We start from the raw sequence: 16,016 nt of genomic DNA, 5'->3' as shown, positions 1-16,016 counted from the left end.
CACCTCTATTTATTATGGCTTATTTTCCAAACTTTTTAAAAAATTATTTTTTTATCAGAACGTTAATTATTGTTCATGGAGTCATCATATTGAACTCAATCAAAAATAATGTACAATAAGTTTTCATTAATAATACTGATAAATAATAACATGATACCCTTAGCCCTTCTCAGCGATTTAGAGCAGTTAGAAGAAACTGCAAAGATTTATTTATATGGTAAAACCCATTATCTGACCGAACCAAAATCCTTTAACTTTTCGTTACTTAAAAGTGTTCAAATTTCAATTCAAGCATTGCCGTTAAACCAAGAAAAAATTAAATTGATGGAACGTTATCAAAAAGTCTTTACACAAATCGCTACTTTTCATCCTAAAATAATTTACTTGTCCGATTTTAATAATGAAATTAACACGTATAAACCCTTGTGTAAGCAACTAGAGTCGCTAGAACAAGAAGCTTTGATTCTTTTTACAAATTACTTTAACGTCGATAAACCCAATTTTGATTGGGAAGGTTTACGCGATATCCGTAGCCAAATTTATAATGTGAAAAATAGCTCAGATAGAACACAACTCATGCACTTATTTGAGCATGGAATATTAACGATAATTTCACAGGTAAGGCCTAAAACTTATTCTGAATTAACTTTTGAATCTGAATTAGAAGAATTGACTCAAATAAGCTCCTCATATCATACAAAATCTCGTTAGTGAATTTTATAGAACTCATGCGAGTTCTATATTTTCTCATCAAGATATGAATAAGCACGCCAAGAATCACATACACAGGACTTAGGAAAACTCCAAGGTCGAGGCAAAAAATGTTTTTAATGAGGGAGTTTAGAATATACTAAATGACCGAAATAAAAACATTTTTTAACGAAGCGATTGGGGTTTTTCGTAAGTCCTGAATAAGTAAATTATTAGCTTGAGGATCGCGATTAATAAACTATATTTTATTTAAGCTATGATTTATTGAAAACATATGAATAAGGAGAGAAGTATGTTGAATCTTGATACTGAAACAATTGGTGACCTTCTTTATAAAACACGGCAATTTCAGGCCAAGGAAGACGTCAGTTTTCCTGATGTCACCGACGAAATGGATTCACTCTATGTGTTAGCTGATTATCAAGATGATCCAGTTTATCAAGAAATAACAGAATTTATCGATAATTTACGACCCGATCAACAGGCAACCTTAGTTGCATTAATGTATTTAGGTCGTGGAGATTACACTCAGGATGAATGGGATGAGGCCTTAAACTTCGCTCAGGATGAATTGACCGATCATACCGGGGAATATCTGCTATCCAGGCCTATGGTCGCTGATGATATCGAACGGGGCTTGAACTTGCTGGGCATTTCCTACCAGGAATAGTACCCAAAAGGGGTTGGTAATGCGATTTATTCATATCGGTACCTCAGGATGGGTATATAAAGGTTGGAAAGAGATTTTCTACCCTAAATCTCTCGCAGAAAAAGATGAATTAGCCTACTATACCAGTATCTTTAATTCAGTAGAGCTAAATAGCAGTTTTTATCGCATACCTACCCCGAAATCCATTACAAAATGGAAAGAAACAACTCCGAATCAATTTATTTTTTCCTGTAAAGCCAGTCGTTATTTAACGCATATAAAAATGCTTAAAGAAGTTCAGGATAGTACTCTTTATTTGTTGCAAGTACTTGCAGGATTAGAAGAAAAACTAGGACCTATTTTGTTTCAACTCCCACCATATTGGCCTCTTAATCTGGAGCGTCTAGAGCAGTTTATTAAAACCCTACCTGAATCATTTCATTACACATTTGAGTTTAGAAATAAAAGTTGGTTATGTCAGGAAGTTTATGATTTACTCGCCAAAAACAATATTGCGCTTTGTTTTTATGATTATAAGGGATATCAGTGTCCAGAAATTATAACCAGTGATTTTATCTATTTACGGTTACATGGACCGCATCTCGAGCCATATACTGGTCATTATGAAGAAAAAGCGCTTTTAAATTATGCTTGTAAATTTGCCAAATGGCACAAACAAGTTAAAAAAATTTTTTGCTATTTAGATAACGATCAGAAAGTGGTCGCCCCTCATGATGCACAAGTATTAGAACGTTTGGTACGATTGACATTTAACAATCCTGAGCAATAATCATAATTTCAATGAGCGCACTCAAAGAATCGAGTCCAAGCGCAAAGATTGTTTTATGTTCCAATAATCTTCCCAAGGATCTTCCTTTAATTTTTCTAATCGTTGAGGTACTGTTTTAATTGTAAATTCACTATCTCGTTTATCTTTACTCAGCTCGTCCCAATGAATAGGTACAGCAACAGGGGCATGAGACCGCGCTCTCGTAGAATAAGGGCTAATTGCCGTTGCTCCTCGTTGATTTCGCAAAAAATCAACGAATATTCTACCGCCTCGCTTAGCCTTACTCATAGTACTAGTATATTGATTTGGATTAATTCGCGCCATAAACTCGGCAAAAACATGTGTAAAATTTTTTACCTCATCCCAATCATATTCGGGCTCAATAGGCACGACCACATGCAATCCTTTGCCCCCTGTTGTTTTTACAAAAGAGGTTAGTTTAAATTCATTCAAGTGCGTTTTAATTTCAAAAGCTGCTTTAACAATTGCTTCCCAAGTTATTGACGGGCCAGGATCTAAGTCAAATACAATAAAATCCGGTTTTTCTATATGGCCAATTAAACTACCCCAAGGATGAATTTCCAAAACATTCATTTGTACTAAACTTAAAAGTCCTTCTATTGTATTTAAATAAACATAGGGTTCTTTCTTATCTTTAGTTTCTATAGGCACCGACTTTAAAACTTTTGGCGTTGAATCAATATAATGACGTTGAAAAAAACAATCATGCCAGTTTTCAGGACAACGAAGTAATGATAACGGCCTATCCTTGATAAATGGCATCATGTAATCACAAACAGATTCGTAATAATTCAATAAGTCCCTTTTGGTAATACCATCTTCGGGATAAACAACTTTATCAGGATGAGTCATTCTTATTTTAAAGGAATGAGCGTTAACTTTTTTCACATTGACCTGTTCCATATTGTTGCTTTTCTTTTCCAATGCGGCCTGGTGTTCACGAAAAACCTCTTCAGGTTTTTTATCCAACCGCAGCCCTTTGAAACTTGGGTGTCGCAAATGCCCCCCTTCAGTCCAATGAGTAAACTCGATCTCTGCCACCAATTTAGGTTGCACCCAAATCACTCCGTGAGATCCAGGAATATCCTCATTAAACGGTTTCTGTTCCACAATAATTTTTTGTAATAAAGAAAAAATTTCCTTAAGCGATGACTCAGTGAAACCAGTTCCCACATTTCCTGTATAAATCAACTCTCCCTGCTCATTATAAACTCCAAGGTACAAGGCACGGAAATAGTTACGAGAACCTGTAGGTATTGAATATCCTCCAATAATAAATTCTTGTCGCAACAAACATTTGATCTTAAGCCATCTTTTACTACGTCCTGATATATAGGGACTATCTATTTGTTTGGAAATTATCCCTTCAAGTCCAAGTTCGCAAGCGCGATGAAAAAGGAAACGCCCTTCACCGATAATATGATCACTAAAGCGCAGTGTTTTATCTTGCCCTTCCAACACATTTTTTAAAATTGCTTTGCGCTTTAATAAAGATAAAGTTCTTAAATCGAATTGATCGTAATACAAAATATCGAATAGATAATAAACAAAAGGAGCGTTAGGGTTTACTTTAATTGTATTTTGTAATAATTGAAAATTCGATTTTCCCTCTTCATCGAGTAAAACGACCTCTCCATCTAAGATAGCTTGAGGCAAAGTCAATTTTTTAAGTGCGTCTACTATGGGTAATAGATCATTGGTCCAATCTTTGTTATTACGTGATTTTAAGCGGATATGTCCATTATGAATCAACGCCATGATTCGATATCCATCAAATTTTATTTCATGAAGCCAATCTGAACCCTCGGGGGCATTATCTATCAATGTAGCTAACTGAGGAGCAACAAAACCAGGGAACGCACTGACGCTTAAGTGCTCGGAACATTCTGGATCACGCTTATTGTGCTGTTTTATTTTATGTCTTTTTTTTTATGCAACGCGCCAGTTTCACTGTAATGATCCCCAATTTCATCAATGGAAAGATTGGTCAGTACACTATCTGGTTCCTCTTCAGTGATGTCATATTCTTCCAATTTTTGGGCAAATTTGTCTTTAAATTTGATTAAAAACCAATGCTCTTCATTCTTAAAACGCACTAAATCCCAGCGTCCCTTTAACTTTTTAGCCTCTAACTCAAAGCGTAAATGTCCAGAGTTAAAAGCTTGTTCAGGATCTGCATCGAGAGGTTTCCAAGTGCCTTTATCCCACAACATAACACTGCCTGCCCCATATTGGCCCTTAGGTATTAGGCCTTCAAAATAACCATACTCGACAGGATGGTCTTCTACATGCATTGCAAGACGTTTTACTGAAGGGTCCAAACATGGGCCTTTGGGAACTGCCCAACTGAGTAAAACCCCATTTAGTTCAAGGCGAAAATCATAGTGGAGATGGCTGGCCGCATGTTTTTGGATTACAAACAAAAGATCGTTTTCAGAAGAAACATTGCCTCTGGGCTCAGGAGTTTTATTAAAGTTTCGTTTTTTACGATAAGACTCAATACTCATGCAACTCTCCTTTTAGCATGATTACTTTAATTTTAAGTAAAATATTAAGAATTTCCACTCGCTTTGCTTGTTCACTTTGAAATGAGCTATCCCTTTAGTACTTTTTACAAATAGTCTACTCTTTAATAAGAAATGTTATTTAAGGATTAAGAGAATGCCTAAATCAATTTGGAAAGGCGAGATTTCTTTTGGCCTTGTTTCGATACCTGTTTCTTTATATTCGATTGAGGAACATGATGAACTTAAATTTCATTTGCTTGATAAGAAGACGAAGTCCAGGGTGCATTATCAACGAATTAGCGAAAAAACCGGCAAGGAAGTGCCTTGGGATCACGTGGTGAAAGGATTTGAGTTTGATAAAGACCGTTATATCATTGTCGATGAAAAGAAATTTGAAAAAGCCAGCCCTGATTTATTTAAAGCGATTAATATCGAAGAATTTGTTGATTTTCAGGAAATTGATAGCCTTTATTTGATGAAGCCTTATTACCTTATACCAGAAAGCAAAAATAAAAAAGCTTATGTCTTATTGAGAGAATCTTTAAAAAAAACAAATAAAGCAGGCGTTGCCAAAGTTATTATTCGCACAAAAGAGTCTATTTGTTTAATCCTCCCCCATCAGTATGCTCTGCTTTTGTATTTAATTCATTTTAAAGATGAACTACGTGACGAAAACGAAATGGAGGTTCCCAAAGAGGATTTTAAAAATTATAAAATTTCTCAGTCAGAAATAAAAATGGCCGTTACGCTGATTGATGAAATGACTGCCAAATGGCAACCTGAAAAATATCATAATGAATATCGAGAGGCATTGCAGAAATGGCTTGATCAACAAATTGCGAAACAACCCGCAATCAAAGCAGAGGAAGAGCCTGAAATTGCAAAGGAAAATTCTGCAGATGTCGTTGATTTTATTTCTCTTTTAAAAGAAAGTATGAAAAAGAGAAAATCAAATGAAAAAGTAAATAAGAAAAAAAGCTCTTAAATCAAGAAAAAATCAGTTTGTTCTATTTCAACTACATACTTGTCAAATTGTGTCACTTCATGCAAAGATAATTCTTGGAACACTTTGAAAAATATTGACAACCGTCCTCTTTTGAAACTCATGCAGAGGGGAAGTGAGAGAATACGAAACACAGCTGATGTACTTGATGTCACTTAAGGATTCGAGCATCGTCCCGATGAGGCTCTGCAGTAGCGTTTCGAAAGAGGTCTATTTTTTTAGTAGCAATCTAGGAGGGACCTAAGATGACGCGATTATTTAAGATTAGTAAAACCATAGGTACAAGAAAGGTAACCCCTATATTTAAAATCTCTCTATCTCAAGCCATACCTTCAGCCTCAAAAAATACATTAACGTCGCTCCATGCCATAAAAAAAAGTGAAGTGACCACTCCTTCTTTGGCGCAGACATCAAACTCATTCTTTTTTACAAAATTAAAAGCAGAGGAGCATAAGCAGTTTACCTCTAAAAAACGGCATCGCTTCGAATACGAAGACAATTACAGTGCTGCACTCAAATTACCTTATTCAAACCACCAATTAGCCACAAAACATCACGATCAAAATGCACTACTTGCTATGTCGAAGGAACATATTATTGAACATGCAAATCGACGTGTTGACTTGTTTTTTTACACGTTAATTGCTTATTATAAAACCGGTATCTTACCAATATTTGGCCATACAACATTGCAGCATGGCAAAGGACGTACTACCCGCAAAAATATAACCATTTCTGAGGCCTGTCATAGCAGCTTTACTCCCTCATTACTTGATAGAACCATTTATCAAAATAATAAAAATGGAGAAAAGCATAAAAGTTTACTGTCTGACACACACCTTATGGAGAATCTGAACTCAACTGTTGAGTTACCCCCATTTGTTAATGATCTGGATGATCTATTAGAATATGCATGTAGAGAACAATGTTTAACTATTCTTCGTGATGTTTCCCTTGCAGCAATAAATCCAATTGAAGGATTAACTGAGTTTCTGCATATGATGAATAAGGTTTTAAACAATCTTAAACAAGACGCTGAAAATAAAAATCAATCGGCTTTATTACAACATTCACTGATGAAGCATAAACCGATTAACCCTAATCTGATTGAACTTGTAATAACTGGAACACTATCAACAACCTATTCCGAGCAAACAAATACTGCTACAGATGCTTACATTCAACTCTTACTGAGAATGACGCCAGAAGAAAAAGCAGCATGCCAAGATGCGGGTAATAAAGAAAAAATATACATCAAAAAAACTATGGAATTACAAAATGAAATTTTACAAACAAAACACAACAAACATCCATCGCCGCAGTAAAGAAAACCATATTTCTTAATCTCTATCAGTGCTTTTAGATATAAATTCAGTTAGCTAAATTTAATAAAGGCACTGGTAATTGCGTATAACTATCACGAAATGATTATAATATTATTTACGAGAGCTATTTTGTCTCACCACTTGCGAGACAATTTATCTCTTATTTATCATCTGATAACAACTGATGCAATTTTTCTTGTAGCAATTTTTTATCAGAAAGTTGAATTTGGTACTCCGCAATCAATGCAGAAGATAAAGTTCTATTTAAGGAAAATTCGATACTTCTTTATCTTTACTCGCGCTCACAGATTTGATGCAATCCCTTTTGCATCTCCTTAATAGTAGGCTTGGTTATCTCGTGAAATTCATTGATTTATCCATTCTCATCCAATTCATAGGCACCATCTAAAAAGAGCATATGGTGAATATTTTTTAGAGACTAATTGTATCATTTTTTATCAATAATTGAATATCGACACTCATTGATTGTACAGAGCAATCAGTTCCAACAATTTAATTCGCTCAATGTACTTTGTGATTTTATTTTTGCATAAATTAAAAATATTTGCTCAGTTAAGATTTTTTTAATATTTATTGTGTAAAGTTCGCCTTTTGGTGAATGAGAGGTTAATCACATGCAAACGAAACTTGAAGACAATAACGTGTTTAAGGAAATATGTTCTACAGAAAATACTTATAATGCATCATTGAAATTTTTGCATTTATCATTGTTGATCCAATTACAATTCGATGAACACACTTTGCTAAGAAAGTTTTACACTCTTATCGAGCAATTAATTGATGTTTCTGATAAGTTAATTCTAAATGTAGAGAATGGTTTAACAAATATAGACAATCCAGAGGCTCGTGAAGTCTTGAAATTGGAGCGTTTAAGTCTATTGAGTCAGTTTTTTGAACTGTATAAATCATACAGTACGCTATTTGATGAATACGCCCTGGCATGTAAATCGAATCCAGAGCAGTTTAAACAGATTAATTTTTATATGACTCAAAATAGCGGTAATAGATTAGGGTTTGAAAGTCATTTAATTATGCCGATTCAACGGGGCCCAAGATATGAATTACTCATTAAAGAAATTCAAAAACATAATATAGGTGATGAATTTAATAAAATTGAGTTTTCTACATTAAAAGATCTGATCAATGATTGCTTAAGTGATTTCAGAAGTAATAAAAAACCAGAGACCAAGAGCGAATCGAAAGATTGTGAAAAGCGTCCATATCGCTTTGGTGATTACACACGTTATTATCTCTTTGGAAATATAGATTCAACAGCGCTCGGTAAAGATAGTGATTTGTCTCATCTTGAACAAGACAACGAAAGGGTTGAGAAATCAGAAACTTTAAACCGAAAGCACATCGAAGAACACGCTGCTTCTTCTGAGGCGCAAGGTTATAGATTTGGTGATTTAACCCGCAGATTGCTATGGGGAACCAACAATCATTCCCAAGTAGAAAACACCACAGTTGCCCCTGGCCAAGTAGAATCAAATCAAGTTAATACAGAGCAAGAAAAAGATTATGGTTTTGAATTAATTTGATGAATAATTGAATGTGTTGGCAACATAATTACCCCCAAATGGAGTTGGGGTTGGTCACTTTAAACTTCCACATCAATAAATTTAATTTGATATGAGTTTTTTTATTGTCATTACTTTTTTAGCGTCTTTTAAAAGAAGTAATAATTGATTCTCTCTTATCGGAGAAAGTTCAAATCCTAATCGTTTGTAAAAGGTCTCGGCCTTCTCATCTATAGCATGAACTAATAAAGCTCTTACACCGCTTTGTTCTGCAATTTGTAAGGTTTTTAATATTGCATCTTTAAGCATCGCCTTCCCAATACCCTTTCCTTGATATGTATGAAGAACAGCTAATCTTGCTAATATGACAACAGGAATACGATATTTGCCCATTCCCTTTTTTATGCATTCAGATGCCTCATCAACATCTACCTGCCCTACTGTAAGACTATAAAAACCAACCACAAGATTATTATCTCCTAATATGTTATTTTTGGCGCAAGCAACCAATTAAGATTTGATTAAATGGCTTTTCTTAGGTCTAGAAATCAAAGTAATCAGATTTAATGAATTTGAATTTCAAATAACCAATGAAGGTGTAAAGATGTTAGAAAAAAAAGAGAGCACTGACACTGAACAACAAAATAGTAAGATGGATCAACTCCCTGTTGAACTCTTGGTTCACTTATTTAGTTTTTTCAATAATAAGGAAAAAAGAGTAGCTAAGGGTGTTTCTCACTCATTTAATGACGTTATTGAAAAATTTTTCACCCATAAAAATAATATATCTTCTACTTACTATGCCCATAGGGATGGCTATGTTTCTTCATTTATTTTATTACCAGGCCACCGTATTGTTTTTTCGGTTGTACTGGAGAAGACTACATGCTCATCAAGTGCAGGGCTGGTATTTTTTAATTGCGAAGACAATCAGATCAAAGAGGTTTCTTTGATTCAGGACTACGAAAATAATGGAAAACTTGCTCATCTTCATGCTTTACCAAATGGTGATTTGGTTGCGTTGTTAGATCAAGCAAATAAACATGAACCACTTTATATCCTGGTTTTAAATGGAAAAACAGGCGAAGAGAAAAATAGAATTCTATTACCGAAAAAACCTGGCAAAGAATCTCCCAGCTTAGAAGAGCTGCAAGTATTATCTTCAAACGAATGTATTGCTGTATGTTATTCGGGAGACTGTTATTTGATCAATATAGATAAGTCAGTTGCTCAAAAAATAACACTCGAGCATGCCAAAAAGCTGAGTAAACATAAATATAGCTTATTCGAAGGCCGACCCGGGCAGGCATTAAATATTTATGAGTTGCCAGATGGTAATAAGTTATCGATTAGGCAGAGATTACCTCATGATACATTAGGTAGTGGGGGAAACTTATCTATTAGTCTCGCTGAAACTTCAAAAAAACTATTTTCAAATGAAGATGATTTTAAAGATGTTATTTATAAAAAATGAACAAATATACACAAGTAAACATGAATGAGCACCAAGAATACCAATAAATTGATCCATTTCGGCCGAAATACATGTTGAGGGAGGCACTCTACAGCTCCTCCCAAAACCGAACTTTGGTTAATGACTAAAGTTTTCGAACATATTTACTATGGAAATTAGAAATTTCCCGGCTATCTCCCTCGTTCACAAACCCATGGATAGTGAAACACAATAATCTGAAATTTATTACTCTGCCGATACCCCGCGGCATGCCTTCGGGGTCCAGAGTTATAGGGCAGATCTTATTGATGCCACGGACGTTGGAATAGAGTAAACCGGATTTTTAATTTAAGGCTATGGATCATTGCTTTTCTGCATTAGAGAAAACCGAAAACTAAATAAGATGAGTTTCCTCTAGCGAAGCCCGAAGGATTTAACTAGAATGAGGTTTAACTGCTGATAAATATAAACTTTTTGCGCAGGTGTTAATTCATGGATATCCACACTGTTGTTGAAAAACAGAGAGCATTTGCTGCTGGCGGACAGGCTAAAAAGATTGATTTTCGTAAACAGCAACTTCAGAAATTAAAAACCATTCTTAAGCAAAATGAGCAACTTCTCTATGAAGCGCTTTATGCAGATATAAAAAAATCTCAATTTGAAACATACTTAACTGAACTTGCCATGATATATCATGAGCTTGATGAAGCAATTAAACGGGTACATAAATGGGCAAAACCCAGGGCAACCAGAACAGAATTGGTGCTTCAACCGGGAAAAAGCTTTATCTTACCCGAACCTTATGGCACGACTCTAATTATTGGTGCCTGGAATTATCCCTATCAATTAACCTTAATTCCGTTAATCTCAGCTATGGCAGCAGGGAATACCAGCATCATCAAACCAAGTGAGTTGCCACAAAATACTTCAGCAGCCCTGGCAAAAATAATAAATCAAAATTTTGATCCAGCTTATCTGTATGTTGCAGAAGGTGGTACTGAAGTAACTCAGGAGCTCCTTAGTTTTCGTTTTGATAAGCTATTTTTTACTGGCAGCACTGCTGTAGGAAAAATTGTAGCTAAAGCAGCTGCGGAACACTTGACTCCCATCACCCTGGAATTAGGTGGAAAAAGCCCTTGCTTGGTTTTTGCTGATGCAGATCTCAAAATTTCAGCCCAGCGTATTGTCTGGGGTAAATTTTTAAATGCAGGCCAGACCTGTATTGCTCCTGATTATCTTTTAGTTGAACAATCGATTTATCAACCTTTACTGGAAGAGCTTAAAAACCAAATCAACAAAATTATTGGCCCCAATCCTCTTGATAGTGAAAGCTACGTACGGATTATCGATCAAAAGCATGTACAGCGTTTAAAAAAACTCATTGACCCACAAAAAATATACACAGGAGGTCAAGTGATTGAAAAGGAAAAATATATTGAACCAACAATTCTTAAGGATGTAAGTTTTGCAGATGAAATTATGAAGGTAGAAATTTTTGGGCCGATTTTACCTGTTATTCCTTTTACCGATCTGCAATCTGTTTTGCATGAAATAAAAATGCGCCCGCGTCCTTTATCACTTTATATTTTTGGGAAAAATTCAGCCCTGCAAACACGAATCTTGCATGAGGTTTCCTTTGGAGGCGGCTGTATTAATGATGTGATTATGCATATTTGTAACATTCCTCTTCCTTTTGGTGGTGTTGGGGAAAGTGGCATGGGCAATTACCATGGCGAAGCTGGGTTTAACACGTTTAGTCATTTCAAAAGTATATTGAAAAGACCTTTTTGGTTTGAGCTCCCCATTAAATACAAGCCCTATAATCAATTGAAACTAAAAATAATCCGCGCGCTCTTGGGATAAAGCAATATCAATAAACGCTCAAGGCAATGACTTATAAGGATTCATCTGTGCTTATATATTAGAATAAATGTAATTAAATAATTGCATTCCCATATTCTCTTAAGGCAAACAACCTAAGGATTGGGTTTTTCAAATAGTTCGTTATCTGCAAGACGCTGTGCTCGTTTAGCAATTGCTTCTTGTAACTCCAAAAAAAAAGGAGAAGGTCCAGGAGAGTGGCTCAATTCGGTTTCGTGTTTCTTACCCCATGACGCATCCAACTCGGATTGAATGTTTAACTGAATATCCAACATTGAATCTAAAGCATGCGTTTTTTGTTGGTAAGAGATTAAAAACGTTCTGCATACTTTCGCAAAACAAAGATTTTCCTCCAAAATCATTGCAGATGCGCTAAGAAAACCAATTATCCGCTCGTCTTTGTGATTTTTTTGGTGCTGTACGACTAGAAATGAAAATTCTTTTAATAAAGAGTAAATAAGTGAATAATCCCTATCTTCCTTCCCTTCTAACCTATATCCATCCACTAAATTTTGTAATAGTATAATGCATTCTTTACTAACTGGCATTCCTTGCTCCAAGTAAATAAACACTTCTTAATTAAAAACTCTGATAGTTAATTTAGCAAGAAAAAAATTGTAATGCTTTTATAATCATTATCTTGTATGTGGCCGATATAAGGTCTATAACTTTAAGGATAAAAAGAGAACAGCTTATGTCAGAAAAGAAACCTAAAGTGAAAACCAATTATTCCAAGGAGTCATCCACTCCACCTACAGTTGAATCTAATCCTTCTATTCTTGCAAGCATCTTCAAAGGATTACCAGGCAATATTTATTGGAAAGATAAAAATGGAGTTTACTTGGGTTGTAATGACAACATGCTGGAAATGACAGGCATGAAATCCATCATTGGGAAAACAGATTTTGAAATGCCATGGGCCGCATCTGCAGAAACGATTCGTAATAATGATTTAAAAGTTATGGCTCTTAATTCCTCATTAGAGTTGGAGGAGGCTGGAACCATAGCGAATGGACAACAAGTAGTTGTATTAACCAGAAAAACTCCTCTCCGAGATGAAAATGGTAATGTTATTGGTATTGTTGGCGTTTCATTAAACATAACCAAACGTAAAAAACAAGAAGCCGATCTCCGATCAAACCAGGAAAAAACACAATCCACCTTGGAAAATATTCTTGCCCACATGCCAGGCCATGTTTATTGGAAAGACAAAAATGGAGTATATTTAGGCTGTAACAACCGACAGGCTCAGAATTTAGGATTTCAATTTGGTTATGAAATTGTAGGAAAAACTGATTTTGATTTGCCTTGGGGTGAGAATCAAGCTGAATTATTTCGCCAAAATGATCTTCATATCATGCAGACCGGTGAAACTGAAATCATTGAAGAAACAGCCCAAATCGATGGTAAAAAAGCCATTGTTTTAAGTCATAAATCACCAATGCGCAATAAAAAAGGGGAAATTACTGGAGTGTTGGGGATTTCTATTAATATCACCGACAGAAAAAAAATTGAAGCAGAGCTCAATATTGCAAAAGAAAAAGCTGAAGCAGCGAGTCTTGCAAAAACAGAATTTCTTGAAAATATGCGTCACGACATCCGTACCCCCCTTACTGGCATTGTAGGATTTGCAGATCTCATCAAATCTGAAGCTCAAAGCCCTCGAATTAAAGAATATGCAGATAATCTGGTTGCATCAAGCCATGCCCTACTCGATTTTATGGATGATGTGCTTGAAGCCATTCATGTAAGTTCTGGCGAAGTCCCCAAAGTGAGAAAAAAATTCGTCTTGCAAAAGGTGGCTCAGCATATTATTGATCTTAACAAAGCCAAAGCATTTGCAAAGCACTTGGATTTTTCGCTGGATTTTGATCCCAATATACCAAAATACCTCATTGGTGATCCCGTTCGTATCCATCGAATTCTACTTGAATTGATTGCCAATTCGCTGAATTTCACAGACGCTGGTTTTGTGAGATTAACAGCCAAATTAGCAAAACAGGAAAACCGGGAAGTCATCATTAAATTCATTGTAGAAGATAGCGGTATAGGTATTCCCAAGGATAAACAACAGGAAATTTTTCTACAATTTAAACGTTTAACTCCCTCCTACAAAGGAATTTATAAAGGAGCTGGCCTAGGGCTTGCTGTAATCAAACAATTTATTGATGAGTTAGATGGGGAAATATATGTTGAGAGTACAGTTGCAAAAGGAACAATTTTTACCTGTATCATTCCCTTAAAAACAGCACTTCTTGAAGATGAAACAGGAATTGATAAAGATTTTATTGACTCTACTATTCCAAGCTTGGGACAAAAAACCCAAGTCACCGATAAACATCCAGAATCATTGGCAAAACCATTCAAACACCGTATCTTACTTGTTGAAGACAATACTATTGCACAAACCATCGCCAAAGAAATGCTTCATCAATGCGGCTGTCAAGTTGATGTAGCAGCCGATGGACAATCGGCGTTACAGCTCTGGAAGAAAAATAAGTATGATTTGATTTTTATGGATATCGGTTTACCCGATATGGATGGGTATCAAGTAACGCACCACATTCGTGTACAAGAAATCGCCAAAAACCATCATACTCCCATCATTGCGCTCACGGCTCATATAGGTGAAGAAAATAAGCAACGGTGCATTGAATCAGGGATAAATGCAGTACTTAGCAAGCCACTCACTCAAAAAAATTGTTGTGATATTTTGAATTCTTTTATTCCGTCTATAGAAAGAAGCACCTCTCCTGAACATGGGATTTTTGATTTACCAACAAAAGAGGAACAACTTTTTCAGATTGCTGAATTTCCAATACTTGATGTTGAAGAAGGAATTAAAACAACGGGTACAGAAGCCACACTTTGCGGAATGCTCAACCTCATGTTGAGTCACTCTTTTGTTGAAGATGTAATACTGCTAAAAAGGGCGCATGAGCAAGGCGACTGGGAAAAAATCCAAAAACTTGCCCATAAAATAAAGGGTGGTGTCGTATATGTTGGTGCCATTCGTTTAAAAATAGCCTGCCAATACTTTGAGTGTTATTGGAAATCAGGTCAACGCGCTTTATTGGAACAGTTATATCAGCAAATCCTGCGCGTCATTGAGGAAACCACCTCTGAAATTAGAAAATGGATAAAAACAAAAGCAGCTTATTAATCAAACGTGCCCGGGTGCAGCGCAGCAGAACCCAGGATTGAGAAGTTTTATCCATACCCCCAAAATCGAATTCTGCTGCACACAAGGCTACAACAATATGAATGAAGTTCAAAAACTGCCAACTACCGACTCATTTTCTGAAACAACTTCTTGAATCACTTTCAAGTTATCTACTGTTGTTTTCGCAGGATATTTTTTAAATCGAAGTGCAACAGGCCTTAAGTAGTTTGGATAATAAGGCTTTATCAAATACTCGTAAGTAGCAGCCATCGCCTTATTTCTTCCACTGGGATAAACTTCGAAATCATAAGCTTTCTCTGTCCACAGACACATCACAGAGCATTCCTCAATCAAATAATCAAGACAGAGGTTAAATGCTCGTTCATGATCGACATCCGCAGCAGAAAATCGGCTCAAGTATCGAGTTAAAAATTCATCGATGTTGGAATGAATTGCATTACGAAATGATTCATTGGAGTGATATTCCTTTTGCACACGCATATGAGTCTTAATGTAATTTTGACTGTTATACCAATCATCCCAGCGCATAATTTCAAAAGGAATGGTTAATTCATTATAAGCCATTTCATTCCGCTTCAACCATTCCTCCCCTTCTTGTACAGCTAACCGATATAATTCATCTGGTGCTGCATAATTCATGATACCGATAGTATGACGTTGGACACTATCATCAACAAGAATGGTACACTGCTTAAATGAGGCGTTAATTAGTTTAATAACCGCTGCAAATTTTTCACCCTCATGAATTGATTGTCCGACACTAATGGGCATAAGACAAGAAGACCGAGGAAAGAGTTTTCGTTCTTCTACTGGGTTTTCTCTAAAGGAAGCCTTAACAATCCTATTATCAATTAAGCTCATGCTCCTCAACCTCCCTTGAATCGCTTGTTACTATAATTTGCATAAAAATAAACCATATTTTATTTAAAAAAATCATTTTGTCTTCTAATT

General features: G+C 35.6%; 14 protein-coding genes. 9 read left to right on the top strand and 5 right to left on the bottom strand.

From position 1 onward, the window contains the following. Positions 1-150: 150 nt before the first annotated feature. The 3 genes from ELY20_RS03165 to ELY20_RS03150 all read left to right on the top strand — a co-directional run bounded on the left by ELY20_RS03165 (position 151) and on the right by ELY20_RS03150 (position 2,150). Positions 151-711: a hypothetical protein gene (locus ELY20_RS03165; protein ID WP_126955375.1), complete on the top strand. Its 561-nt coding sequence runs from the start codon at positions 151-153 to the stop codon at positions 709-711. A gap of 292 nt (positions 712-1,003) precedes the next feature. After that, positions 1,004-1,381, top strand: a complete 378-nt coding sequence (locus ELY20_RS03155; RefSeq protein ID WP_110143098.1) for a DUF3775 domain-containing protein — start codon at positions 1,004-1,006, stop codon at positions 1,379-1,381. Between the two features lie 19 nt (positions 1,382-1,400). Then, entirely contained in the window at positions 1,401-2,150 is a 750-nt protein-coding gene (locus ELY20_RS03150; RefSeq protein ID WP_110143099.1) for a DUF72 domain-containing protein, read from the top strand. 21 nt (positions 2,151-2,171) lie between these two features. On the opposite strand, the gene ligD is transcribed toward ELY20_RS03150, so the two are convergent. Together ligD and ELY20_RS16840 are read right to left on the bottom strand one after the other, a co-directional pair. Next, positions 2,172-3,995 (bottom strand): DNA ligase D, encoded by a 1,824-nt coding sequence (gene ligD / locus ELY20_RS03145; RefSeq protein WP_199739187.1) that lies wholly within the window; start codon positions 3,993-3,995, stop codon positions 2,172-2,174. Between the two features lie 86 nt (positions 3,996-4,081). After that, positions 4,082-4,678 carry a DNA polymerase ligase N-terminal domain-containing protein gene (locus ELY20_RS16840; RefSeq protein ID WP_199739188.1) on the bottom strand — a complete coding sequence of 199 codons (597 nt, stop codon included), beginning with the start codon at positions 4,676-4,678 and terminating at the stop codon, positions 4,082-4,084. 154 nt (positions 4,679-4,832) lie between these two features. Here ELY20_RS16840 and ku point away from each other — a divergent pair, with 154 nt between their 5' ends. From ku to ELY20_RS03130, 3 genes are all read left to right on the top strand, one after another. Beyond that, complete coding sequence (ku, locus tag ELY20_RS03140) at positions 4,833-5,663, top strand: non-homologous end joining protein Ku (RefSeq protein WP_110143100.1); 831 nt, start codon at positions 4,833-4,835, stop codon at positions 5,661-5,663. 263 nt (positions 5,664-5,926) lie between these two features. Further along, positions 5,927-7,006: a hypothetical protein gene (locus ELY20_RS03135; RefSeq protein ID WP_110143101.1), complete on the top strand. Its 1,080-nt coding sequence runs from the start codon at positions 5,927-5,929 to the stop codon at positions 7,004-7,006. Positions 7,007-7,641: 635 nt separating this feature from the next. Then, positions 7,642-8,568: a RhoGEF domain-containing protein gene (locus tag ELY20_RS03130; protein ID WP_126955376.1), complete on the top strand. Its 927-nt coding sequence runs from the start codon at positions 7,642-7,644 to the stop codon at positions 8,566-8,568. An 81-nt stretch (positions 8,569-8,649) separates the two neighbouring features. On the opposite strand, the gene ELY20_RS03125 is transcribed toward ELY20_RS03130, so the two are convergent. After that, positions 8,650-9,012 (bottom strand): GNAT family N-acetyltransferase, encoded by a 363-nt coding sequence (locus tag ELY20_RS03125; protein ID WP_233590478.1) that lies wholly within the window; start codon positions 9,010-9,012, stop codon positions 8,650-8,652. Positions 9,013-9,151: 139 nt separating this feature from the next. On the opposite strand from ELY20_RS03125, the gene ELY20_RS03120 reads away from it, so the two are divergent. Beyond that, positions 9,152-10,021 carry a hypothetical protein gene (locus ELY20_RS03120; protein ID WP_110143105.1) on the top strand — a complete coding sequence of 290 codons (870 nt, stop codon included), beginning with the start codon at positions 9,152-9,154 and terminating at the stop codon, positions 10,019-10,021. 471 nt (positions 10,022-10,492) lie between these two features. Next, entirely contained in the window at positions 10,493-11,863 is a 1,371-nt protein-coding gene (locus ELY20_RS03115; protein ID WP_110143106.1) for an aldehyde dehydrogenase, read from the top strand. A gap of 113 nt (positions 11,864-11,976) precedes the next feature. Here ELY20_RS03115 and ELY20_RS03110 read toward each other — a convergent pair whose 3' ends face one another. Further along, positions 11,977-12,429: a hypothetical protein gene (locus ELY20_RS03110; RefSeq protein ID WP_110143107.1), complete on the bottom strand. Its 453-nt coding sequence runs from the start codon at positions 12,427-12,429 to the stop codon at positions 11,977-11,979. A 146-nt stretch (positions 12,430-12,575) separates the two neighbouring features. On the opposite strand from ELY20_RS03110, the gene ELY20_RS03105 reads away from it, so the two are divergent. Further along, the gene (locus tag ELY20_RS03105; RefSeq protein ID WP_110143108.1) at positions 12,576-15,044 is read left to right on the top strand and encodes a PAS domain-containing sensor histidine kinase; all 2,469 of its coding nucleotides are present in this window, start codon (positions 12,576-12,578) and stop codon (positions 15,042-15,044) included. Positions 15,045-15,152: 108 nt separating this feature from the next. Here the strand turns inward: ELY20_RS03105 and ELY20_RS03100 are convergent, their stop codons facing one another. Beyond that, positions 15,153-15,926: a tRNA-dependent cyclodipeptide synthase gene (locus tag ELY20_RS03100; protein ID WP_110143109.1), complete on the bottom strand. Its 774-nt coding sequence runs from the start codon at positions 15,924-15,926 to the stop codon at positions 15,153-15,155. Positions 15,927-16,016 lie beyond the last annotated feature (90 nt).

The organism is Legionella qingyii, assembly GCF_003990155.1.
In the GTDB taxonomy this organism is placed as follows: Bacteria; Pseudomonadota; Gammaproteobacteria; order Legionellales; family Legionellaceae; genus Legionella; species Legionella qingyii.
Note: the sequence above shows the minus strand (reverse complement) of the source record. Positions and strands in the feature narration are given on the sequence as shown.

Coding starts and splice junctions, on each gene's coding strand:
- ku (WP_110143100.1), top strand. CDS start 4,833: ATGCCTAAATCAATTTGGAAAGGCGAGATTTCTTTTGGCCTTGTTTCG.
- ELY20_RS03130 (WP_126955376.1), top strand. CDS start 7,642: ATGCAAACGAAACTTGAAGACAATAACGTGTTTAAGGAAATATGTTCT.
- ELY20_RS03110 (WP_110143107.1), bottom strand. CDS start 12,429: ATGCCAGTTAGTAAAGAATGCATTATACTATTACAAAATTTAGTGGAT.
- ELY20_RS03155 (WP_110143098.1), top strand. CDS start 1,004: ATGTTGAATCTTGATACTGAAACAATTGGTGACCTTCTTTATAAAACA.
- ELY20_RS03100 (WP_110143109.1), bottom strand. CDS start 15,926: ATGAGCTTAATTGATAATAGGATTGTTAAGGCTTCCTTTAGAGAAAAC.
- ELY20_RS03150 (WP_110143099.1), top strand. CDS start 1,401: ATGCGATTTATTCATATCGGTACCTCAGGATGGGTATATAAAGGTTGG.
- ELY20_RS03135 (WP_110143101.1), top strand. CDS start 5,927: ATGACGCGATTATTTAAGATTAGTAAAACCATAGGTACAAGAAAGGTA.
- ELY20_RS03115 (WP_110143106.1), top strand. CDS start 10,493: ATGGATATCCACACTGTTGTTGAAAAACAGAGAGCATTTGCTGCTGGC.
- ELY20_RS03165 (WP_126955375.1), top strand. CDS start 151: ATGATACCCTTAGCCCTTCTCAGCGATTTAGAGCAGTTAGAAGAAACT.
- ELY20_RS03120 (WP_110143105.1), top strand. CDS start 9,152: ATGTTAGAAAAAAAAGAGAGCACTGACACTGAACAACAAAATAGTAAG.
- ELY20_RS03105 (WP_110143108.1), top strand. CDS start 12,576: ATGTCAGAAAAGAAACCTAAAGTGAAAACCAATTATTCCAAGGAGTCA.
- ELY20_RS16840 (WP_199739188.1), bottom strand. CDS start 4,678: ATGAGTATTGAGTCTTATCGTAAAAAACGAAACTTTAATAAAACTCCT.